At 52.4% G+C, this 23,865-nt stretch carries 20 protein-coding genes; all 20 read right to left on the bottom strand.

Annotation, left to right across the window (positions count from 1 at the left end):
• Positions 1-19: 19 nt before the first annotated feature.
• Entirely contained in the window at positions 20-2,143 is a 2,124-nt protein-coding gene (locus LI015_RS20715) for a polyribonucleotide nucleotidyltransferase (RefSeq protein WP_195633984.1), read from the bottom strand.
• A gap of 238 nt (positions 2,144-2,381) precedes the next feature.
• Positions 2,382-2,648 (bottom strand): 30S ribosomal protein S15, encoded by a 267-nt coding sequence (rpsO, locus tag LI015_RS20720; protein WP_002569329.1) that lies wholly within the window; start codon positions 2,646-2,648, stop codon positions 2,382-2,384.
• 179 nt (positions 2,649-2,827) lie between these two features.
• Complete coding sequence (locus LI015_RS20725) at positions 2,828-3,778, bottom strand: bifunctional riboflavin kinase/FAD synthetase (RefSeq protein ID WP_117626373.1); 951 nt, start codon at positions 3,776-3,778, stop codon at positions 2,828-2,830.
• Positions 3,779-3,837: 59 nt separating this feature from the next.
• On the bottom strand, positions 3,838-4,764 hold the full coding sequence (gene truB, locus LI015_RS20730) for a tRNA pseudouridine(55) synthase TruB (RefSeq protein ID WP_002569331.1): 927 nt from the start codon (positions 4,762-4,764) through the stop codon (positions 3,838-3,840).
• A gap of 10 nt (positions 4,765-4,774) precedes the next feature.
• A complete protein-coding gene (locus LI015_RS20735) occupies positions 4,775-5,743 on the bottom strand; it encodes a DHH family phosphoesterase (RefSeq protein ID WP_002569332.1) in 969 nt (322 codons plus the stop codon).
• The gene (gene rbfA, locus LI015_RS20740; protein ID WP_002569333.1) at positions 5,743-6,144 is read right to left on the bottom strand and encodes a 30S ribosome-binding factor RbfA; all 402 of its coding nucleotides are present in this window, start codon (positions 6,142-6,144) and stop codon (positions 5,743-5,745) included. Before rbfA ends, LI015_RS20735 begins: the two co-directional genes overlap by 1 nt.
• A gap of 25 nt (positions 6,145-6,169) precedes the next feature.
• Positions 6,170-9,346: a translation initiation factor IF-2 gene (gene infB, locus LI015_RS20745; protein WP_227126283.1), complete on the bottom strand. Its 3,177-nt coding sequence runs from the start codon at positions 9,344-9,346 to the stop codon at positions 6,170-6,172.
• Positions 9,333-9,668, bottom strand: coding sequence for a L7Ae/L30e/S12e/Gadd45 family ribosomal protein (locus LI015_RS20750; RefSeq protein WP_002569336.1), 336 nt, complete (start codon positions 9,666-9,668; stop codon positions 9,333-9,335). Before LI015_RS20750 ends, infB begins: the two co-directional genes overlap by 14 nt.
• Positions 9,658-9,930 carry an RNase P modulator RnpM gene (gene rnpM / locus LI015_RS20755; protein ID WP_002569337.1) on the bottom strand — a complete coding sequence of 91 codons (273 nt, stop codon included), beginning with the start codon at positions 9,928-9,930 and terminating at the stop codon, positions 9,658-9,660. Before rnpM ends, LI015_RS20750 begins: the two co-directional genes overlap by 11 nt.
• Positions 9,931-9,964: 34 nt before the next feature.
• Complete coding sequence (gene nusA / locus LI015_RS20760; RefSeq protein WP_002569338.1) at positions 9,965-11,131, bottom strand: transcription termination factor NusA; 1,167 nt, start codon at positions 11,129-11,131, stop codon at positions 9,965-9,967.
• Between the two features lie 41 nt (positions 11,132-11,172).
• The gene (gene rimP, locus LI015_RS20765) at positions 11,173-11,640 is read right to left on the bottom strand and encodes a ribosome maturation factor RimP (protein WP_002571156.1); all 468 of its coding nucleotides are present in this window, start codon (positions 11,638-11,640) and stop codon (positions 11,173-11,175) included.
• A gap of 165 nt (positions 11,641-11,805) precedes the next feature.
• A complete protein-coding gene (locus tag LI015_RS20770) occupies positions 11,806-13,818 on the bottom strand; it encodes a methyl-accepting chemotaxis protein (protein ID WP_117626362.1) in 2,013 nt (670 codons plus the stop codon).
• Positions 13,819-14,105: 287 nt separating this feature from the next.
• Positions 14,106-15,245: an N-acetylglucosamine-6-phosphate deacetylase gene (gene nagA / locus LI015_RS20775; protein ID WP_002569341.1), complete on the bottom strand. Its 1,140-nt coding sequence runs from the start codon at positions 15,243-15,245 to the stop codon at positions 14,106-14,108.
• A gap of 326 nt (positions 15,246-15,571) precedes the next feature.
• Positions 15,572-16,807: a [FeFe] hydrogenase H-cluster maturation GTPase HydF gene (hydF, locus tag LI015_RS20780; protein WP_002569342.1), complete on the bottom strand. Its 1,236-nt coding sequence runs from the start codon at positions 16,805-16,807 to the stop codon at positions 15,572-15,574.
• Positions 16,808-17,042: 235 nt separating this feature from the next.
• Positions 17,043-18,464 carry a [FeFe] hydrogenase H-cluster radical SAM maturase HydG gene (gene hydG / locus LI015_RS20785; RefSeq protein ID WP_002569343.1) on the bottom strand — a complete coding sequence of 474 codons (1,422 nt, stop codon included), beginning with the start codon at positions 18,462-18,464 and terminating at the stop codon, positions 17,043-17,045.
• 90 nt (positions 18,465-18,554) lie between these two features.
• On the bottom strand, positions 18,555-18,806 hold the full coding sequence (locus LI015_RS20790; protein ID WP_002569344.1) for a TM1266 family iron-only hydrogenase system putative regulator: 252 nt from the start codon (positions 18,804-18,806) through the stop codon (positions 18,555-18,557).
• 302 nt (positions 18,807-19,108) lie between these two features.
• On the bottom strand, positions 19,109-20,050 hold the full coding sequence (locus LI015_RS20795) for an ABC transporter permease (RefSeq protein ID WP_002571164.1): 942 nt from the start codon (positions 20,048-20,050) through the stop codon (positions 19,109-19,111).
• Positions 20,044-21,072: an ABC transporter permease gene (locus tag LI015_RS20800; RefSeq protein WP_002569346.1), complete on the bottom strand. Its 1,029-nt coding sequence runs from the start codon at positions 21,070-21,072 to the stop codon at positions 20,044-20,046. The genes LI015_RS20795 and LI015_RS20800 overlap by 7 nt, the downstream gene beginning before the upstream one ends.
• Positions 21,065-22,594 (bottom strand): ABC transporter ATP-binding protein, encoded by a 1,530-nt coding sequence (locus LI015_RS20805; protein ID WP_002571165.1) that lies wholly within the window; start codon positions 22,592-22,594, stop codon positions 21,065-21,067. Before LI015_RS20805 ends, LI015_RS20800 begins: the two co-directional genes overlap by 8 nt.
• A gap of 90 nt (positions 22,595-22,684) precedes the next feature.
• Positions 22,685-23,803, bottom strand: coding sequence for a BMP family protein (locus tag LI015_RS20810; protein ID WP_002569348.1), 1,119 nt, complete (start codon positions 23,801-23,803; stop codon positions 22,685-22,687).
• Between the last annotated feature and the right edge of the window lie 62 nt (positions 23,804-23,865).

The following is a 23,865-nucleotide window of genomic DNA, read 5'->3' on the forward strand; positions in this document are numbered from 1 at the left end:
CTGCCCTCTACCGGGCAATTTATTTTTCCTCTGTCCTGGCAGCAGTCTTATTCTCTGCCAAGTCGCTTGGTCTCATGGTCAGGTTGATTCTGCCCATCTTATCGACCTCAGTTACCTTTACAGTAACCTCATCGCCGATATTCACAACATCCTCCACCTTGCCAACGCGCTTATCAGACAGCTTGGAAATATGAATCATACCATCCTTATTGGGGGCCAGCTCTACAAATGCGCCGAAGTTCATGATACGCACCACTTTGCCGTTAAATATCATGCCCGCCTCAATATCTGTAACGATTCCGGTAATAATCTGGATGGCCTTATCAATCATAGCCTCGTCCGTGCCGCATACATTTACAGCACCGTCGTCCGTAATGTCAATCTTAACACCGGTCTCCTCAATAATCTTGTTGATAACCTTGCCCTGCTTTCCTACCACATCGCCAATCTTCTGCGGATCGATGGTAATCTGCTTAATCTTCGGGGCATATGGGCTTAAATGCTTCCTTGGCTCTGAGATGACAGGCCTCATTACATTGTCCAGAATATACATTCTGGCTTCTCTGGTCCTGGCAATAGCTTCCTCGATAATAGGCCGTGTCAGTCCATGAATCTTAATATCCATCTGGATGGCAGTAATACCATTCTTGGTTCCGCCCACCTTAAAATCCATATCGCCAAAGAAATCTTCCAGGCCCTGGATGTCTGTAAGCACCAGATAATCGTCATCCGTATCCCCGGTCACAAGACCGCAGGAAATACCAGCTACCATTTCCTTAATAGGCACACCGGCAGCCATCAGTGAAAGGGTGGACGCGCAGATGCTTGCCTGAGAGGTGGAACCGTTGGATTCCATGGTCTCAGATACGGTACGGATTGCATATGGGAATTCCTCCGCGCTTGGCAGAACCGGAATCAATGCCCTCTCCGCCAGGGCGCCATGGCCTATCTCGCGGCGGCCGGGTCCTCTGCTTGGCTTTGTCTCGCCTACAGAGAAGGATGGGAAGTTATAGTGATGCATATAACGCTTGCTGGTCTCATTCTCATCCAGGCCGTCTAATTTCTGAGCCTCGGACAGAGGAGCCAGGGTGCAGGCGTTGAGTATCTGTGTCTGTCCGCGGGTAAACATACCTGAACCATGAACTCTCGGAAGCAGGTCAACCTCTGCGGCCAGGTGGCGGATTTCTGTGATGGCGCGGCCGTCAGGACGCTTGTGATCCTTTAAGATCATCTTGCGGACCGTCTTCTTCTGGTACTGGTAAACAGCCTCGCCCAGGACGGCAAGCCATTCCTCGTTGCCGGCAAATGCCTCTTCCAGCTTTGCTGTGATCTCTGCTATATTCTTCTCGCGGGTCTGCTTGTCATCGGTAAACACAGCCTCTTCCATTTCCTGAGGAGTCACGATTTCCCTGATGGCGGCAAACAGCTCTTCCGGCACTGCGCAGCTCTCGTAAGTGTGCTTTTCCTTACCGCACTCAGCCACGATGGTGTCGATGAACTTGATAATTTCCTGGTTTACTTCATGAGCCCTAAAGATGGCGTCAATCATAATCTGCTCCGGCACCTCATTGGCTCCGGCCTCAATCATGATAACCTTTTCCCTGGTGGAAGCAACGGTCAGTGCCATGTCAGATACCTGCTTCTGGTCAGCAGTGGGGTTGATAATAAACTCACCGTCAATCAGACCCACCTGCGTGGTGGCACAGGGACCTGCAAACGGAATATCGGAAATGCTGGTTGCAATGGCAGAACCCAGCATGGCTGTCAGCTCAGGGCTGCAGTTAGGGTCCACACACATTACGATGTTGTCAAGGGTCACGTCGTTGCGGTAATCTTTAGGAAACAGTGGCCGCATGGGGCGGTCGATAACGCGGCAGGTCAGGACAGCGTTCTCAGAAGCCTTGCCTTCCCTCTTATTAAAACCGCCTGGTATCTTTCCTACTGAATATAATTTTTCCTCATATTCCACACTGAGCGGGAAGAAATCAATGCCTTCCCTTGGCTTGGATGACGCGGTTGCCGTGGAAAGCACCACCGTATCGCCATAGTGCATGAATGCAGCACCGCTTGCCTGGGCAGCCACACGGCCAACCTCAACAGTCAGCTTGCGTCCTGCCAAATCCATACTAAAACTTTTAAACATACTGGTATCTCCTTTACAATAAAAAAATAATAAATGTTACCGGCATGGTTGGGGCATGTCCGATTTCATTGGCATCCCCCGGGGCAGAAGACGCCGAAACTACTGATCTGCCTGCAGAATCCCCAATCCTGCAGGTACATCAGCGGTCTCGGAGTGATACCTCTGCCGCCCACACCGCTTCTTCCTCTCCATGATAAGCAAATATAGGGTGGAGTTCCCTCCACCCTAATCTTCAGAATTACTTTCTGATACCAAGCTTCTCGATTAATGCACGATATCCTTCCAGGTCTGTCTTCTTTAAGTAATCAAGAAGACCTCTTCTCTGTCCAACCATCATCAGAAGACCTCTTCTGGAGTGATGATCCTTTGGATTCTGCTTCAGATGTTCGGTCAGTTCTGTGATTCTCTCTGTCAGAATGGCAATCTGAACCTCAGGTGAACCTGTGTCCCCTGGCTTACGGCCATACTCTGCGATAATCTGTGCTTTCTTTTCCTTTGAAATCATGGTGTTTCCTCCTTAATATTATTCATCTCACCAAAAACCAGGCTGCCGGCTGGAGTCACCAGGTAACCGGGCATCGGCGTTATTTCATACCGACTTAGTATAGCATAAATGGGTGGGGTTGTAAAGTGCGAAAAAATAAATTTGGCGGGAGTAAATTTGGCATGAGGGTGTCTCCCGTCTCACCCCTGTGCAATCATCTCCGGATGGTTTTCATAATATGCATTGGCAAACTCTTTATCCTTCTCAATCCGCTCCTTCAGTTCCTCAAAGGAGGTGAATTTTTGTTCCGGGCGGTCGAAGGCCAGGAGCTGGACTTCTATATTTTTACCGTAGATGTCGCCTTCCAGGCCAAAGATATAGGTCTCCACGCCTGCGGGGTATTCTCCTCCTACCGTGGGCTTTTTGCCGATATTGGTGACGCCTTTATAGTAGACGCCGTCCACCAGCACCCGTGATACGTAAACGCCGTATCTGGGCAGGCGCTTGATGGGAGGCGGAAGGATATTGGCTGTGGGGAAGCCCAACAGGCTGCCTCCGATGTGGTTGCCGTGCACTACTTCCCCGTGGATGGCATAGGGCTGGCCCAGCAGCTGGTTGGCCTTTTCCACATTGCCTTTTTCCAGCTCCTCACGGATATAGGTGCTGCTGATGTCACGCCTGTGGTCCTTTTCCTTTTCTATGACATGGAGATGGTAACCCAGGTCACGGGCCATGGCAGAGAGCAGCTCTGCGCTGCCCGCTCCCTTGTAGCCAAAGCTGCAGTCCGGGCCTACCACGATTTCCCTGGCATGCATGCGGCCTGCCAGAATGTCCTTTACAAAGGCTTCCGGCTCCATATGGCGTGTTTCCTCGGTAAAGGGGTATTCCACCAGATAATCAATCCCCACCTTCTCCATGTTGGCCCGGCGCTCCAGGTTGGTGGTGATGACGGTCTGGGGCTTTCCCGTGACTGCTGTTCCCGGAGCCGTGCCAAAGGTGAAAATGGCTGTGGGATACCCAGTTGCTTTCTTCAGCTCCATCATGGTTCTCAGTAACTTCTGGTGGCCTCTGTGCCTGCCGTCAAACTTACCCAAAGTCACGATGGTGGGCTCCTCTATCTGAAATTCTGTGGTGTCTGCAATATACCTCATCCTGTCACTTCCTCGTTTTTTCCTCTGTTCCAGATGTTCCGGCAGCGCTGCGCGGGCAGCTACATAAGGAACATCTTCCAGGGCTTCCACCAGTGCCTGTCCTTCTGGTACTGGTATACCCCTGTGAATCTATGATTACTGTCATACATACGGAACATCTGTCCGTCCTCAGCCCCGGCCTTCCACTGGTCTGACTGACTCCAGTCCAGATGTCTTGCAAAGCAGGGATTTCCGTTGTGTAAAAGGGAATCTGCTTCCGGCAGACATCCAAGAGGCGGATAGGACTGCAGGGCTTCCTCCACCGGGAGGATGCAGCTCTCCACAGCTGCCTGGTCACGGAGCTGTTCCAGCTGGTCCAGTGTAAGGCTGTCCTCAATGCTGAAACGGTCCACCCTGGTACGTGTGAGATGCTCCATACAGCCCCCGCATCCCAAAAGCCTTCCTATATCATGGCACAGGGTACGTATGTAGGTGCCTTTGGAACAGGTGACCTCCATCCAGACCCTGGGCAGTTCTATCCTGCTTACCTTTATGTCCAGAATCTGCACCGCCCTTGGCCGGCGTTCCACTTCCTTTCCCGCCCTTGCCAGCTCATACAGCTTCTTTCCGTCCACCTTAAGCGCGGAGTACATGGGAGGTATCTGGGCATAATCGCCCTTAAATCCCATAACAGCTTCATTTACCTGTTCCTCAGCAAGGGACAGCGCCCCTTCCCTGTCTTCCGCCAGAATGGTTCCCGTGGTGTCCTGGGTATCTGTCTCACAGCCCAGCAGCATGACAGCCTGGTACGTTTTGGACCGGTCCGTCAGCATATCGCACAGCCTGGTGCCTGCCCCCAGACAAACAGGAAGGACTCCTTCAGCTGCGGGGTCCAGGGTTCCTGTATGGCCTATTTTTTTCTGCTTTAAAATTCCTCGAAGCCGGGCTACCACATCGTGGGAAGTATAGCCCGGCTCTTTGTATACATTTATGATTCCGTGATACATGGTATGTTCCTTACTCCTGGCTGCCTGACGCAGCATCCAGCTGCCTGGCAATGTGTACGGACAGATTGTTGATTACGTCGTGTATGCTGCCGCTCATAGAGCATCCGGCAGCCCTTACATGGCCACCGCCGCCGAAGAACGCGGCAATCCTGCTTACGTCCACCAGATACTGGGAGCGCATGCTGACCTTAAATTCCTGAGGTCCTGTCTCATAGAGGAAAATGGCAACTTCCACGCCTTCCGTAAGGCGCAGCTGGTCAATGATGCCGTCCATATCCTTGCCGTCAACCCCGTAAAACTCCATCTCGCTCTGGCGGATGGCGCTGAAGATGCACCGTCCGTCAAAAAAGGTGATGCTCTCCAAAAGAGCTCTGCCCAGAATCTGGTTCTGGATGTATGTTTTTCTGTAAAAGCTGTTGTCTATGATGGCTCCGAAGTCAATTCCCTTTCCCATCAGCTTACCCGCTATCTCCATGGTGTGGGCTGAGGTACAGGAAAATTTGAACACGCCTGTGTCGTGGATGATGCCGGTATACAAGCATTCCGCCGTATAGCGGTCAAGTTTTCCTTCGTCCAGCTGGTCAAAAAGGACCTCGCAGGTGGAACTGGCCTCATCCGGAACCACGTTGGTGCCGCCGTAACGGGTATTGGTCACGTGATGGTCCAGGCACAGGCTTTTGTCAGCCTGGTCCAGGTAATGTTTAAAATCACCCAGACGCTGGATATCGCCGCTGTCCAGGCAGACGCAGAGCTCATAGCATTCACCGTCAACCTGGTGGCGGATTGTATCATATCCCTTCAGATAACTGAATTTAGGGGATGACTCCTCCAGATACACGGCTGCCCGTATATCTGGATAATTAAGCCGGAGATAGTTATAAAGTCCCAGTGTGGAGCCCAGGCAGTCGCCGTCCGGGCGTATATGGCCCAGGATAGCGACGGACTTGGTGTCCTCTAACATCTGTTCAAGAATCGTCATTAAAACTCCTCCTTTGCTCCTTCCTCATCCTGTGTTTCTTCCTGATGAAGGTCTTTTGTCACTTCATCAATGAGTCTGGACATGTTGACACCATATTCAATGGACTGGTCCAATATGAACTTCAGCTCCGGCGTGTTGCGCAGGTTTACCCTTCTGGCAAGCTCCCTGCGCACGTACCCTTCTGCGCTCTTTAACCCCTGGATGGTTGACTTTCCCGCCTCCTCGTCCCCAAGAACGCTGATATACGCCTTGCAGAACTTAAGGTCTGGTGTAACCTCCACGGAAACCACACTGGTCATGGGATGAATCCTTGGATCCTTGATTCCCCCGCGGATGATCTCACTGAGCTCCCGCTGGACCTCCATGTTGATTCTGGTATTCTTTATGCTGTTCTTACGCATGTAACTCCTCTCTTAGCCATGATGCCTATCTCGGTACTTCCACCATGATGTAAGCCTCGATCTCATCATCTTCCTGAAGATCATTAAACTTCTCAAATACAAGACCGCACTCGTATCCTGCCGCCACTTCCTTTACATCGTCCTTGAAACGCTTAAGAGAAGCCAGAGGTCCTTCAAAAATCTGCTCTCCCTCTCTCTTGACACGGCAGCTGCAGTTTCTCTGGAACTTGCCGTCCAATACATAGGAACCTGCAATGGTGCCTATGCCGGATGCCTTAAAGGTCTGGCGGATCACTGCATGGCCGATAACCTTTTCCTCGAATACAGGATCCAGCATGCCCTTCATGGCTGCTTCCACATCCTCGATGGCCTGATAGATAACCTTGTACAGACGGATATCCACCTTCTCGCGCTCCGCAATGGACTTGGCTGTTGCATCCGGACGGATGTTGAAGCCGATGATGATTGCGTTGGACGCGGATGCCAGGGAAACATCGGATTCGTTGATGGCGCCTACGCCGCCGTGAATCACCTTCACCATAACCTCCTCGTTGGAGAGCTTGGTAAGACTCTGCTTTACAGCCTCCACGGAGCCCTGCACGTCAGCCTTTACGATAATCGGCAGTTCCTTTACATTACCGGCCTGAATCTGGCTGAACAGGTCATCCAGAGACAGTTTTGCCTTTGTATCCTCTATCAGTTTGCTCTTTCCTTCTGAAATAAATGTCTCAGCAAAGTTTCTTGCTTCCTTCTCATTTTCAGTAGCCACAAATACCTCACCGGCATTCGGCACATCGTTGAGGCCCAGGATTTCCACTGGCGTGGATGGTCCTGCCTCCTTCACGCGGCGGCCCCTGTCGTCCATCATGGCACGAATCTTGCCGAAGCATGCGCCGGCCGCAATGGTCTCTCCCACTCTTAAGGTACCTTTCTGTACCAGAACCGTGGCAACAGGTCCCTTGCCCTTATCCAGCTCTGCCTCGATCACAAGGCCCCTGCCCTTACGGTTGGGGTTAGCCTTCAGTTCAAGGACGTCTGCGGTCAGAAGAACCATCTCCAGCAGATCCTTGATACCCTCTTTTGTATGGGCGGAAACAGGTACAAAGATGGTGCTGCCGCCCCAATCCTCGGGAATCAGCTCATACTCAGCCAGCTCCTGCTTTACCTTATCCACGTTGGCGCTTGGCTTATCAATCTTATTGATGGCCACAATGATTTCCACATTGGCTGCCTTTGCGTGGTTGATGGCCTCAACTGTCTGAGGCATTACGCCGTCGTCCGCAGCCACTACCAGGATGGCAATGTCCGTGGACTGTGCTCCTCTCATACGCATGGCCGTGAATGCCTCATGTCCCGGCGTATCCAGGAACGTAATCTTGCGGTCGTTTATCTCAATGACAGACGCACCAATATGCTGGGTGATGCCGCCTGCCTCTCTTGCAGTCACGTTGGTCTCACGGATAGCGTCCAGAAGGGAGGTTTTACCGTGGTCAACATGGCCCATAACACATACAACCGGTGATCTGGGAACCATGTCCTCGGTGCTCTCTTCATCTTCCTTCAAAAGCTCCGCTATGACATCAACCTTTACTTCCCTTTCACACAGGACATCGAATTCCATGGCTATCTCTTCCGCCTGCTCATAGTCGATTTCCTGGTTCAGGGTTACTACCTGGCCCTTTAAAAACAGCTTCTTTACAATGACAGACGGCTGAAGCTTCATCTTCTCTGCCAGCTCCTTGATGGTGAGTACATCGGGAAGAGTAATGGTTTTCACCTCATCCGCCTTGGACTCCTCCTTCTTAGGCTGGGGCATGATAAATGCTCCCTTTCCTGTCTTCGGCACTTTCTTCTTGCCGTCCTCCAACCTGTCGCGCTTATCAAACCTGTCATTCTTATGAGAATTCTTGTTCTGGCGGTTGCTGGTTGGCTTTGTCTGGATTGGGGTGTCAAAGGAAGATTTTCCGTCTCTGGCTCCTGCCGGGCGGCGGCTGTCATTCCTGCCTCTGTTATCCCTTGCATCCTTGTCATCTCCCGGACGGCCCTGATAGCCGCCCTGGGGTCTTGCGCCGTAGCCGCCCTGAGGCCTGTTGCCCTGGTAGCCGCCTCCCTGGGGCCTGTTGTTGTCGCGGTTGCCCTGGTAGCCTCCCTGGCCTCCCTGATAGCCGCCCTGGGGCCTGTTGCCCTGATAGCCGCCTCCCTGAGGTCTGTTGTCGCGGTTACCCTGGTAACCTCCCTGCCCCTGATAGCCGCCCTGGGGTCTGTTTCCCTGGTAGCCGCCTCCCTGGGGTCTGTTGTTGTCACGGTTGCCCTGGTAGCCTCCCTGGCCTCCCTGATAGCCGCCCTGGCCGCGGTTATTATCGCGGTTTCCCTGGTAACCTCCCTGGCTCCTGTTATTGTCGCGGTTGCCCTGGTAGCCTCCCTGACCTCTGTTGTTGTCACGGTTTCCCTGGTAGCCTCCCTGGCTGCCCTGATAGCCTCCCTGACCGCGGTTGTTATCGCGGTTGCCCTGGTAACCTCCCTGACCGCGGTTGTTGTCGCGGCTGCCCTGGTAGCCTCCCTGGCTCCTGGCTGTATCGCGGCTGTCCTGGGCAGTTCCCTGGGTTCCTGTATGAGCACCTGCCTGGGGTGCTGCAGACGGCTGGGGTGCTGCGGCTTTCTCTGAAACCGTATCCGCGGACTGGGCCTGCACCTGAGGTTTGGCAGCCTCTGCCGGTACTGCTGATGCTGCTGGTGCTGCTGCCTGCGCCGGCTGCGGCGCTGCCGCGGGAGCGGGTGCCGTATGGCCCTGGTTTGCTGTCTGGGGTTTCGGAGGAACCGGACGCTTAATCTGCTGCTGGGCGTTCTGCGGGCGGAACACGGCTGTCAGCTTCTTCTTAGCCGGCTCTCCCTTGGACGCGCCGTCCTGGCTCCTGACAGCCTCTGCCTTAGGAGCCTCTGTTTTAGGCGCTTCTGTCCTTGGTGCCTCTGTTCTTGGAGCTTCTGCTCTGGGGGCCTCTGTTTTAGGAGCCTCCGACCTGTGCTCCGGTGCGGCAGGTTTTGCATCCCTCTTAGGATTTGCAAAAGAGCGCACAATATTCTCCTGATCCTTTGTCACATTCGATGCTGCATATAATACAGCTGCTTTATCTTTCGTCTTAATAATTTCCAATATCTCCTTACTGGTCTTGCCCAGTTCATTTGCCAGTTCACTTACTCTCATTCAAGCTACCTCCGTTTATATTCATTCGTTCTACCATTGACTTTGCGAAACCTGCATCCTCCACTGACAGTGACGCCCTGAACTCCTGCCCCATGGCATGCCCCAGTTCGTCCTTTGTTCCAAACAGATAGATTGGGACTTTATAGTAAGTACACATGTTGGTAAACTTTTTCTTCGTGTTGTCAGAAGCCTCTTCCGATACGATTACCAAATGGGACTTTCCGCTCTTTACTGATTTCTCCGTCGAAAATTCGCCGCTGACCACCTTCCTGGCCCTTGTTGCAAGGCCCACCAGGCTTAACAGCCTTTTGTTATCTGCCAAGTTCTTCCATCTCCTTTTCCAGAGTTTCATACACCTCTTTGGGAATGGCCATCTTGAAGGAACGTTCCAGTCCCTTTCCCTTCACTGCCTTCTTCAGGCATTCCATTGATGGACACAGGTAAGCGCCCCTGCCGTTCTTGCGGCCTGTGGCATCCAACATAATCTCATCCTCGGCGGTTTTTATGACTCTTATCATTTCTTTCTTGCTCTTCATCTCCTGGCAGCCGATGCACTGCCTGAGCGGAACTTTTTTCATGCTCACTTACATCACTCCTAACCTTCTCAGAGTATCCCTTTTACTGTTCGCTTCCGTCTTCCTGATAGTTTTCTTCATATTCCTGGTAGCTTTCCGGTTCCTCCTGCTCTTCCTCATAATTCTCAGAGGACGTGTCGCCGTACTGGAGTCCCATCTGCTCGAAGAGCCCCATTTCCCTGGCCTGGGTTTCACTCTTAATATCAATCTTAAAGCCCGTAAGCCTTGCGGCCAGTCTCGCGTTCTGGCCCTCCTTGCCAATGGCAAGGGACAGCTGGTAATCCGGCACAATAACCTGTGCTTCCCGCTCTTCCTCATCCGCCACAACGCAGATAACCTTTGCAGGGCTCAAAGCGTTTTCAATCAGGTACGCAGGATTGTCGTCCCAGTTAATGATGTCAATTTTTTCACCCTTTAATTCACTTACAATGGAATTAACCCTGGAACCGTTGAGACCCACGCATGCGCCTACCGGGTCCACATTGGCGTCATTGGATTTCACCGCAATCTTTGTCCTGGAGCCTGCTTCCCTGGCAATGGCCTTGATTTCCACTGTGCCGTCGCGGACCTCGGCCACCTCGGATTCAAAGAGACGTTTCACCAGGTCCGGGTGTGTCCTGGACACAGAGACTCTTGGGCCCTTTGGCGTATCCTTTACCTCGATGACATATACCTTGACCCGCTCCGTGGGACGGAATGTCTCACCCTTTACCTGCTCGCTTTCATTGAGGATGGCGTCCACCCTGCCCAGGTTAATGCTCACGTTCCTTCCCAGATAGCGCTGTACCACGCCGGTCATGACATCCTTTTCCTTCATATAATACTCGTTGTACAGTGCCTTGCGTTCTTCCTCGCGTATTTTCTGCAGAATCACGTTCTTTGCGTTCTGTGTGGCAATACGTCCGAATTTCTTGGAATCCAGCGGAATCTGTACCGTATCCCCAATCTCATACTTGGGATTCAGCATCTTGGCATCCGCCAGACTCATCTCCAGACAATCGTCCTCCACGTTTTCCACAACCGCTTTTTCTGCATATACTGCAAAGTCACAGGTATTTGGGTTCACTGTGACCTTTACATTATCGGCTTTTCCGAAATGGTTCTTACAGGCAGTGAGTAAAGAGTTTTCAATCGCTTCAATGAGCGTATCTTTGGAGATGTTCTTCTCTTTCTCCAATACCTCCATTGCCTCTAACAGTTCCTTGTTCATGTTTATCCTCCTATCCATGTCTCAGCATGTGAATGATCTAACTAAAAATCCAGCGCAAGCCGTATCAGGGCAATGTCCGCTTTTTCAAATACCATCTGGCTTCCGTCTTCCATGGTCAGCGTCACAGTATTTTCATCATATGCACTGAGGGCGCCCGTAAATTCCTTTTGCTTGTTAAGCTGACGGTAAAGCCTTACATCCACATCCTTGCCCATGCTTCTTACGAAGTCCTTTTCCTTCTTAAGAGGACGGCCCAGTCCCGGGGAACTGACTTCCAGAATATAGCTGTCGTCAATAAAATCCTCTTTGTCCAGCCAGTCGCTTAAGGCCCTGCTGATGACCTCACAGTCATCCACGGCAATCCCGCCTTCTTTATCTATATAAGCTCTCAGGTACCAGGTACCTGCTTCTTTTACATATTCCACGTCTACCAGTTCAAAACCATGCTCTTCCATCAGTGGAAGGAGGTGTTTCTCCACCCGGCTCTCATAGCTCTCCTTTTTTCCCATCGTTCCACCACCTTTCCTGTCTTTCCAAAACGAAAGAGTGGACTGGTGTCCACTCTTTTATCAGTAATTTACATTAGTTATCGTATACACTATACCATCATGCCGCTGTAAATGCAAGCATTTTCAAGGATTTTATCGAAAATTTCGTAACAGTTCAAAGTCCCGTTACATCTTCCTGTCCGTCCTGAATCTGGAAATCAAATCAAAAAGTTTCTTAGCTTCCTCTGAAAGTTCGCCTCCTGTTGCAGCGTTCTCCTCCACCATAGCGGCATTTGTCTGAACCACTCCTGATATCTGTTCGATCCCGATGCGCACCTGATCCAGGGATTTGGCCTGTTCCGTGGAAGCCTTTGATATGTCCTCCACCGCCTCCGCGATCTGTTGTGCGCTGGTAACCACCTGCCCCAGTGACTGTGCCGTCTCATTGGCGATCTTCTGTCCGTTATCAATGGACCGGAGAGACTCTTCGATCAGAGATGTGGTATTCTTAGCCGCCTCGCCGCTTTTATTTGCCAGATTCCGCACCTCATCCGCCACAACGGCAAAACCTTTCCCTGCCTCACCGGCCCGCGCCGCCTCCACTGCCGCGTTTAAAGCCAGTATATTCGTCTGGAATGCTATGTCTTCGATGGTTTTGATGATCTTCCCTATCTCGCCCGACTTATTGCTGATATCCCTTACTGCTTTCACCAGCTCCTGCATCTGTGTGTTGCTGAGCGCAACCCGGTGGTCCATTTCCGCAGAGCGCCCGCTGACCTCTTCGGTGCGCCTGGCATTGGAATCTACATGAGTAAATATTTCATTGATGGTGGCGGCAAGCTCTTCCACGGAGCTGGCCTGCCTGGCATTTCCATCCGCAAGGCTGCTGGTACTGTCCGCTACCTGGCCCGAACTGGCCGTCACCTGTTCCGCTGTGCGAAGGATACTTCCCAGAGTATCATTCAGCGTAGTCCGGATCCGCATCAGAGCATCCCTGATTTTCGCAAAATCTCCTTCGTACTGTAGTTCCAGTTCAAACTGAAGATTGCCGTCAGCGATTTCATCCAGGACCCTGGTGGTCTCATTGATATATTCAATATAGTCCTTAAGCTTTGACACGGTGCGCTCCATGGCGGAGGCAACCTGCCCGATTTCATCCTTTGAGCGCACGCCCGTCTCCACATTCAGTTCCCCATCCGCAATCCGGTGTGCAGCATCAGCAAGTTTTTTCATAGGACGTGTAATGCCGTTGGAGATCAGCAGAACAGCCGCCGCCATAAGGACCATACTGCCTGCAAATGTGACCGCCGACATGCGCATGACCGTATAAAAGCCCTGAAGCGCTTCCGTCTCCGGCATGGCGGAGAGTACATACCACCCCGCGCTGTCTATTCTGGTAAGATTCCCGTAATACCGGGTTCCGTCTATTTCATATATATAATCCCCGGTCAATCCGTTCTGTACAGCCTGCTTTACTTCATCTGAGATATTGATTTCTGAAATGGATTTCCCCACCTGTTCTGTGTCCGGGTAGCAGAGAATATTTCCTGATCCGCTCATGAGCACAAGAAATCCTGTCTGCCCTAACTTCACCTCATTGATCCGCTGCTGAAGGGTATCCAGGTTAATATCCGTGCCGGAAGCCCCATATACTTCTCCGCTCTGACGGTCAATCACAGGTGCCGCCGCCGTCACAATAGGGAGTCCCGTATTAACATCAATGTACGGCTCCGTCATAACAGGCTTCTTTGTTTTTGTGCACTCAAACCATGGCCTTGACGTAACGTCCCAACCCGGATCACTGATAAAGCCGTCCGGCTGAAAAAGCTGGCTGGAATCGGTATCAGCCAGCCAGACCCCCAGTATGGTAGATGAATCCAGGGCCTGACGCACCGCCATGGCCGCCATCACCTCATCATAGCGGGGAGCTGCGCTGGCCCGTTGGCTGCCTCTCAGTTCATGCATGAAATCTATAACCAGAGCTTCCTGGGCGGACTGCTCAACCGCTTTTAAATGTCCGGTAAAGAAAGTATCCACTTCATGGGCAGCGGACTCAGAATCAGATGTCAGCTTTTCTCTGGCCTGCACCTTGGCATATTTCCCCACAGACACGCTGATCAGCACTCCCGACAGCAGAAATACCATCAATGCAGGTACCATGATACCTAAAAACATTTTAATCCGGATTCCAATTTTCATAATATTTAACCCTCCTTATGTTTCCGACATCTCCTGTTTTGGTTATATATGCATAAAAATCACACATTGCAGATGTTCTTTGTTATTATATCGACAATATAATGCAAATCATAACACTTGTTACACCAAAAAATGCCAGAATCGGAGAGGAATGTGAAGTATTATTAAAAAATGGTCAGACCCCTCATAAAGGAATCTAACCATAGATGTAAAAAAATTAGTGAAACGTCATTGAATGCCGGACTGTAACAAAAATTCCTTTAAACAGGACAGTCCGGATGCTTTCATCAAAGCATTGCGCGTCCTCTGCACCAAGTCTGGAGCACGCTGTAATCATCATCCAGAACCACCAAATCCCCGTCGCATCCGGCTGCAATCCTTCCCTTTCTGTGATCCACGCCCAGACATCTGGCCGGGTTGATGGTGCAAGAATTAAGGGCAGCGTCAAAGGGCACCAGAGCCTGCTCCACCAGAATCTTCAGTCCCCTGTTCATGTTGAGGGTGCTGCCCGCAATGGTTTCTGTTCCCTTGAGACGGGCCAGTCCGTCCTCGCCTATCTCAATGTCATGGCCGCCCAGCTGGTACTGTCCTCCCGGAGGGCAGTGCTTAGCCCTGAGGGAATCGCTGATCATGATGGAATAATCACGTCCCTTGGCTGTAAAGAAGTTGTTCAGGGCCGCCAGGTGGGAATGGCATCCGTCACAGATTATTTCCCCGTAGATATCCCTTACCCTGAAGGCCGTGCCTACCAGCCCCGGTTTGCGGTGATGGTAAGGCGTCATGCCGTTATATACATGGGTCATGGATAAAGCGCCGTTGGCAATGCCCAGAAGAGCCTGCTCGTAAGTGGCTGCCGAATGCCCCATGCTGACCACCACTCCGTGGGTGGAACAGTATCTGGTAAGCGCATGGTCCGGATCCCGCTCCGGCGCCAGAGTGATATATTTGATAAGGCCTTCTGCCGCCTCCTGATATTTCTTAAACTGCTCCACAGATGCAGACGCAATGGCTTCCGGCGGCTGCGCCCCCTTGTACTCCATGTCCAGGAACGGTCCCTCAAAATGGATGCCCAGGATTTCAGCCCCTTCGTAGCCTTCCTTTACCACGGCTGCCACATTGGCCACGGCCCTGGTGAGCACATCCGGCATCTGGGTCACAGTGGTGGGCAGAATGGCTGTGACGCCCTCCTCAGGAATCCGCTTCATCCAGTTGCGGAGCCCTTCCGGCTGGCCGTCGTTTGTGTCAAAATCATATGCTCCGTGTGTATGGATGTCAATGAAGCCCGGCACGATTCTCTTATCCCCGTAATCTTCGTCAGCCGGTCCCGCACCATACTCATGGATACGGCTGATGACTCCATCCTCAATCTCCATCTGGGCTGCCATGAACTGTCCTGCTATCCAGACTCTCTTACCCTGAATCCTCATAATTTCTTCTCCTTCCATATTATATGTGTTCTCTATATTAATTCCCCTTAGTTATAAGTATATCACGTTAGAAATATTTTTCAATATAATTTTTAAAATAAAAAATATTTTTATTTCTATGTAACAGGCATTTAGGTATTCTAAAGGATAAATGAGCTGTAAAAAGCATAGAAAGGCAGGGTCCTGTATCATATAAAATATGATTCACAGGCCCTGCCTTATATCAGTTAATTCCTATATCACTTCATGCTTAGCATCATTTACCCTTATTTCCCAGCCTCTGGTTATGAACCGGCCTCCTGTTCAGGCGCCTTTGCCCTTTTCCCTCACCCTTCCCGGCTGCCGCAAAGCAGTGCCGCTATCTCAGGAAAGGGTTCCACGCTCCGCCTCAATATTCCCTGTACATACGCAATGGTTATACCGTAGTTGGTTATGGGTATCCCTTGGTCGTGGGCGCATTTCATCCTGTATTTCATCTCACGCTCATTCAGCATGCATCCGCCGCAGTGCACAATCAGACGGAAGCCTGCCAGGTCATCCGGAAACTCTGTGCCTGAGGTAAACACAAACTCCGGTTCTGTTCCAGTATATTCCCGTATCCATCCGGGCAGCTTTACGGTCCCGATATCCTCGCACTGCCGGTGATGGGTGCAGCCCTCACAAATCAGGATTCTGTCCCCCTTTCCGATGCGGTCCAGAGCCCTGACGCCCCGCACCATGGGCTCCAGGCTCCCTTTATAACGGGCAAAGAGAATGGAAAAGGAGGTCAGGAGAATATCCTCCGGCGTATCCGCACTGACCTTTGCAAATACCTGGCTGTCGGTAATGACCATTCTTGGCTTCTTACCCAGAGAGGCCAGCGTGTCCCTCAGTCCGTTTTCCCTGACCACCACGGACACTGCATCCGCTTCCAGGATGTCACGTATGGTCTGCTGCTGGGGCAGAATCAGGCGTCCCTTGGGAGCCGCCTTGTCAATGGGCACCACCAGAACAGCCAGGTCAGACGGTGAAAGCAGGTCTCCCACGATTTTCCGGCTGGTTTCCTGGGTCTTGCCCAGATTTGCCAGACACTCCTTAAGCGCCGTAATACCCTGACCGGTATGGGCGCTGACAGACAGGACAGGGACCGATTCGGGAATCCCCTCCGGTCTCCCACCGGCAGCTCCGACCACATCCGCCTTGTTGCAGACTGCCACGCAGGGAATCTGCTTTTCTCCTATCTTCTTCAGGAGGGTGTAATCCTCCGGAGCCGGCCCGTGACAGGCATCCATCACCAGCACAGCCACATCCGTCTTGTTGAGTACCTGATAGCTCTTTCTCACCCTCAGGCTTCCCAGCTGGCCTTCGTCGTCAATGCCCGGCGTATCAATCATCATCACAGGACCCAGAGGCAGCAGCTCCATGGCCTTATATACAGGGTCCGTGGTAGTCCCCTTCACATCCGACACCACAGCCAGGTCCTGGCCTGTAACCGCGTTCAGTACACTGGATTTGCCGGCATTTCTCCTCCCAAAAAATCCAATATGTATCCGGTCCGATGCCGGCGTATTGTTCATTCCCATGGTTATCCGCTCCTCTTTCCCTGGTTCCTTGCTGGTTTATTGCTGGTTCATTTCCGATTCATTACCAATTCAATACCGGTTCATTACCTGTTTACTTCCGGTTCATTGCCTGTTCACTTCCGGTTCATTGCCTGTTCACTTCCGGTTCATTGCCTGTTCACTTCCGGTTTATTGCCTGTTCACTTCCGGTTTATTACCGGTTCACCGCCGGTCAGTTGCCGGACGGATCCCCTGCTTAAAACCTGAAATCCCTGATACCCTGTTCAATCTTTGCCAGGTTATCTCTGACAATCTGCTGCACCTTCTCCTTGGGTATGCTTCCAATTTCCTTCTCTATGAGCGCCTCACCGATGCGCCTTGTCTCCTCGGAGCTGTAATCCATCAGATATTCCTTCAGCGTCATAAGGGCATTGGGATGGCAGCAGTTTTGAATCTGTCCGCTCTTGCACAGGGACATAAAACGGTCGCCTGTGCGTCCTTCCCTGTAGCAGGCCGTGCAGAAGCTGGGAATATACCCCATTCCCATGAGCCAGTTCACCACCTGGTCCAGGGTGCGGTTGTCGCTCACATCGAACTGGGCTGAACATTCCTCCTCCGGCTCAGGTTCAAAATAGCCGCCCACGCTTGTCTTGGAACCGCCGCTGATTTGGGAAATACCCAGGTGCAGCACCCGTTCCCTGGTTTTCTGGCTTTCTCTGGTGGATACAATCATGCCTGTGTAGGGAACTGCGATGCGGATACAGGCCACCAGCTTGGCAAAGGTGTCGTCGTCAATTCCATTGTCAAAGGAATCCGGATCAATGTCATCCGCCCTGCGTATCCTGGGCACGCTGATGGTATGGGGTCCCACCCCGAACACCGCCTCCAGGTGCTCCGCGTGCATCAGAAGTCCCGCAAATTCATACCGGTAAAGCTCCAGGCCAAACAGCACGCCGCAGCCCACATCATCAATACCGCCCAGCTGTGCGCGGTCCATTGCCTCTGTGTGGTAACAGTAATCATGCTTCGGCCCTGTGGGATGAAGCTTCTCATAGCTTTCCTTGTGATATGTCTCCTGGAACAGAATATAGGTACCGATTCCCGCGTCCTTAAGCTTCCTGTAATTCTCCACTGTGGTGGCCGCTATGTTCACGTTGACGCGGCGTATGGCTCCGTTTTTATGCTTTATACTGTAAATGGTGTCAATGGACTCCAGCATGTATTCAATGGGATTGTGCACCGGGTCCTCCCCTGTTTCCAGGGCCAGGCGCTTATGTCCCATATCCTGCAGCGCCATAACCTCCCTGCGGATTTCATCCTGTGTCAGCTTCTTCCTTGGGATATGCTTGTTCTTGGCGTGGTAGGGACAGTACACACACCCGTTGATGCAGTAATTGGACAGGTACAGAGGCGCAAACAGCACGATGCGGTTTCCGTAGAAATCCTTTTTAATCTGCTCCGCCAGCTCATAAATTTCCTGGTTCTTGTCCTCCAGTCCGCAGTCCAGAAGCACCATGGCCTCCCTGTGGGTCAGGCCCCTGCGCTCTCTGGCCTTTGCCAGAATCTCGTCGATCAGCTCCCTGTTGGTGCGGTTTGCCTCCCCGTAGGCAAGGGTCTCCTCAATTTCCCCGTGATGGATGAATTCCTCCGCATGGGATGATTTTGGGTCGTAGTTCATGTTCTTCCTCTCCTTTTCTTGCCGGGTCAGGGTCCGCGGCCGCTTCGGCCTCCGGCAACACTTCCCCGTCAGATGATTTATATAGTTTTATCAACTACCGATATTGGAGTACAGGGCCTTGGAGTTAATGCCCTGAAGCCTGCCCAGTTTGCCGGACAGGGCGCTTATGATGTCCTGGGGCGCATCCACCACAACACTTATGATGTTCACCTTTTTCTTTGCGTAGGGAAGCCCCATCCTCCCAATGATGTACTGACTGTATTGGTGGAGCAGCTCGTTGACGCTTTCCACAGAATCCTTATTTTCCACGATTATGCCGATCACCGCGATTCTTGTCTCCATACGATACCTCCGATAATAAAAAAAGGATACGCCAAAAAGGCGTATCCTGAACATACTGTCACATCTGTGTCCCCGCCTTCCCCTTCAGCCCTGCTTCGGGTCAGTCAATCACATATCCTGCTATGGGATGCTGCCATTGCTGCCGTCTCTTTGCTGTAAGGCACTTGCCGCAAGACAAGCCTGTCAGCGCAGATACCGGTACCGTGTACCATGGCGCACATCCGTTTTTCTTATCTTACTACAGGCCCGGGGGACTGTCAATCATTATTCCGGGAAGAATATCCGCCTGAACCTTCAGGAGACTACCTGGCTCCCCTGATATACGGCTTGCCCAATGCCTCCGGCGCGCTGTTTTTGCCGATAGCGCCCAAAAGGGCAACCAGGGTTATGATGTAGGGCAGCATGGCCAGAGCCTGTGTGGGCAGGGGCACACCGATGGCCTGGAGACGGATCTGAAGGGCGTTGGCAGCGCCGAATATGAAGGCAGCACCCATCATTCCAAAGGGAACATACCGGCCCAGTATGACTGCAGCCAGGGCTATGTACCCTCTGCCTGATGTCATATTTTCAGAAAAATTGCCCACCTGCACCAGAACCAGATATGCTCCTCCCAGTCCTCCCAGCATACCGTTTAACAGCACGGCCGCCCACTGGTACCGGTGTACAGGGATACCGGCCGAATCCGCGGCCCTGGGATTTTCCCCGATGGCGGCAAAGGCCATTCCCTTTGATGTTCTGCTGTAAAACAGGGTGACCAGGATTACCAGCACGTAGACCCCGTATGTCAGCACATCCTGGTTGAACAGGGCGTTTCCTATGAGGGGTATGTCCCCCAGAAAGGGAATCTTAAGCTTTGCAAAGGGTTCTATCTGCTGATAAGACTGGCCGCTTGACATCAGTTTATAGAGAAAACTGGTGACTCCGGCCATAAATATATTGATGGCGATTCCGCTGACAGACTGATCCTGGGCCAGCCTGATGGACAGCAGCCCGTGAATGGCGCTGACCATGGCCCCGCCCGCCATGCCGCACAAAAGGCCCACGGCCAGGCTGCCGGAGTAAAAGGTTCCCGCAAAGGAGAAGAAAGCCCCGCCCAGCATGACGCCCTCCATGCCTATATTAAGGATTCCCGCCTTTTCAGATATGGTTTCCCCCAGTCCGGCGTAAATCAGGGGCACCGCCATTCTTACGGAAGCCGTCAGAAAGGCTGTCACGAAACCAACGGTCATGATTTGCTCTAACATGGTTTTTCCCCCTTTCTCTTCCTGTTAAACAGCTCCCTGCCCAGAATCAGCAGCACAATAAGACCCACCAGGATATTGACAATGGCCGACGGCACTCCCATCTGTCTCTGCATGGAATTGGCCCCCACCTCCAGGGCGGCAAACCCGATGGCGGCAAAGAGCACGCCCACCGGATGATTGGACGCCAGAAGGGCGATAAGCACCGCTGTGTATCCGCACTCCCCGGATATTCCCTCCAGAAGCTTTCTCTGCACACCCATAACCTCCACGGCTCCTGCGATTCCCGCCAGACCGCCGCTTAAAAATGCGGAAATGATGATGTTCCTGACAACCGAGATTCCATTACAGGCAGCAGCCCGCTTGTTGAATCCCACCACCTTGATTTCATATCCCACCGTTGTCTTTTCCAATATAAACCAGACAAGGAACACCATGAGCACGGCAATGATAAAGCCCGCGTGAAGCCTGGTGGGCTTTAAGAACCGGTAAAGAGTGACGGAAGGGTCCAGCTTGGGCGACTGGGGTATGCTTCCCGCCGGGTCCATGAGAAAGGTCCTGACTGCAATACCCAGGAAATTGATGGCAATATAATTCAGCATAATGGTTACAATGATTTCCGATATCCCCAACTTTGCCTTAAACATGGCGGCTATGAGCGCCCAGAGACCGCCAAAGACAAATCCCATTAAAATGGCGCACAGGATGCGGAGTCCCCCGGGAACCCCGGTCCAGGTAAGGGCCGCCCATGCAGAGGCAAGGGCTCCTATGTAAAACTGCCCCTCGGCTCCTATGTTGAAAAAACCGGTCCTGAACGCCACCGCGCATCCCAGGCCCGTAAAAATCAGGGGAGTTGCCTTTACAAACACTTCCATAAACCCGTTCAGGTTTCCAAATATGCCTTTAAAGAACATGGCATAGGCCTCTGCCGGGCTTGCGTCCGACAGCATGATAAGAACCGTCCACACAGCCGCTGCAATGAGTCCGATACCCGCTATCTCAACTATCTTTGATTTCCTATTCATCTGCCGCCTCCTTAGCAATACCGCCCATCAGCAGGCCAATTTTATGTACATCCGCCTCATCCCGGTTCAGAATCCCTATGATACGGCCTTCATACATAACCGCAACCCGGTCGCTTACTCCCAGGATTTCATCCAGGTCGGCTGATATCAGCAGGACGCATCTGCCTGCATCCCTCTGCCTGAGAAGGGTTTCATGGACAAACCGGGTGGCTCCGATATCCAGTCCCCTTGTGGGCTGGCTGGCCACAATCAGGCCGGCTTCCTCAGATATCTCCCTGGAAAGAATAACCTTCTGCTGGTTTCCGCCGCTCATCAGCTTTACTGGTGTTTTGATGCCGCTTTTGCCCGAGGTCTTGATGCTGTATTCATCCAGGGCCTCCCTGGCTCTCTTCTCAGCCTGTCTGTAGTCCAGCACCATGTTCCGCGAAAATGGCTGCCGGTCAAAATCCCTTAAAATCAGATTGTCTTCCACTGTCATGTCCATGACAAGGCTGTCGCCGTGGCGGTCGTCGGAAATATAGGAGATGCCGGCCCGAAACCGCTCTTTCACGCTGTCCCTGCGTATATCCTTTCCCTGGTATTCCATCTGTCCGCTGTTTATCCTGCGGATTCCTGTTATTACCTCGGCCAGTTCCTTCTGTCCGTTGCCTTCCACACCTGCGATTCCCAGGATTTCTCCCCTGCGGATTGTAAGGCTTACGTGGTCCAGGGACATCTTGGTACTGTGCTTTTTGTGGAGGCACACATCCTTAAGGCTTAAGGCGGTGTCCCCGGCAGCGGATTCCCTTATCTCCCTCCCCGCCTTAAGCTCCCGCCCAATCATGCAGGCGGACAGTTCCTCCGGCGTTGTCTCCTCTGTCACCAGACTGCTGACCTTTCGGCCATCCCGAAGCACCGTCACCCGGTCGCTGATATCCATGATTTCCCCCAGACGGTGGGTGATGATAATGATTCCATACCCCTCATCCCGCAGCCGTTTCAAAACCCCGAAGAAATTCTCCGTTTCCTGGGGGGTGAGCACGCCGGTAGGCTCGTCCAGAATCAACAGGCTTACATCCCGGTACAGGGCCTTTAGAATCTCCACCCTCTGCTGCTCTCCCACGGAAAGGGTGTGGACAGGCGCTTCCGGGTTCACTAAAAGGCCGTAGGTCGCGGCAAGGCCTGTCAGTTTTTCCCTTGCCGACTTCCGGTCCGCCACGATTCCCTGCCCTTTCAGACCCAGCATCACATTGTCCAGCACCGTCATTTTCTTCACCAGTGAAAAATGCTGGTGCACCATGCCGATTCCCCTGGCAATCGCCTCCCCCGGCGACTTAAATTCCACATGTTCGCCTTTAAAACAGATTTCCCCTTTATCCGCCTGGTAAATGCCAAACAAAATGTTCATGAGCGTGGTCTTGCCAGCTCCATTTTCCCCTAACAGCGCATGTATCTCCCCCTGCTCCACAGACAGGTCCACATCCTCGTTGGCATACACGCCTGCAAAGGATTTGGTTATATGCTTCATCTCAAGTAATGGCATCTGTTCCATCCTTTCTTTCCAAACAGGGCCCGCACCCCCGGACACGCTCAGCTGCGCTTGGTTTGATGCAGGCCCTTTTCAGGAAATATCTTATGCTCTGGGCTTGGTATCACATGGTACTTCAAACTCTCCAGATTCAATTGCCGCAATCTTATCGGAAATTTTCTGCTTCAGCTCATCAGGAACAGCGGAATCCAGATTGTGGTAAGGAGCAACGCTCACTGCCCCGTCTGCCATTCCCAGCTGGTAGATGCCGCCCTCAAAGGTTCCGTCCGCAACCGTCTTAAAGGCCACCTCAATCACATGGGGAATATGGTAAACAGAGGAGGAAAGGATGGTGTCTGGCGCCAGGTCGTTCTGGTCATAGGAATCGCCTGTGGCGTAGACCTTTGCTTCCTTTGCCGCGTTGATGGCTCCTGTTCCGGACTCGTTGGCACAGTGTCCGATTACATCCGCGCCGTTATCAATCATGGCCTGGGCTGCCTCCTTGCCAAGGGCCGTATCGGTAAAAGAACCGGTCCACGCGGTCTGTACCTGGATGTCAGGGTTTACTTCCTTTGCCCCGTCCTCAAATCCGTTCATGATTTTAACAAGGGATGCGCCCTGAATCGGTCCGATAAAGCCTACCTTTCCGCTCTCAGACATGCCGGCTGCCAGCATTCCCATGATGTATCCGCCTTCCTCGCACTTAGACACATAGGAGGCCACATTGTCGGCAGAAACCTCGCCTTCGGTCACAATGAACTTTGTATCCGGATATTGCTCCGCAACGTCCACCGCCGGATCCCCGAACTCATATCCATGGCCGATGACCACGTCATATCCGCTGGCCGCGTAATCCGCAAAGGCTGCCTCAATATCATCCGGTGTCAGATTCTCCGTATAGGTCACCTCACAGCCGTAATCCGCCTCCAGAAGCTTAAGCCCGTCATAGGCTGACTGGCACCAGCCCATATCATTGGCTGCGCCGGACAGGCACAGGGCCACCTTGTATGTCTTGCCGTCCGCTGTCTGTCCCTCTTTTGCCTGGCCGTCATCGGCCTGGTCCCCTTTTTCCTGGGTATCTCCGGTCTGGGCGGACCCTGCCTGCTTATCTGCCGCCTCTGTCTTTGCCTCTGTCTCCTTTGCCTGTCCGCTGCATCCGGTCAGGCCAAAGCCTGCCATGGATAATGCCAGGGCTGCTGCCGCTAAACGCATTCTGTTTTTCATGATTCTTACCCTTCCTTTTTCCTTAGATTTTTCATGTTTCCTCATATGTACTGCATCATCAG

This window comes from Enterocloster sp. 210928-DFI.2.20 (assembly GCF_020554465.1).
GTDB classification, from domain to species: domain Bacteria; phylum Bacillota; class Clostridia; order Lachnospirales; family Lachnospiraceae; genus Enterocloster; species Enterocloster bolteae.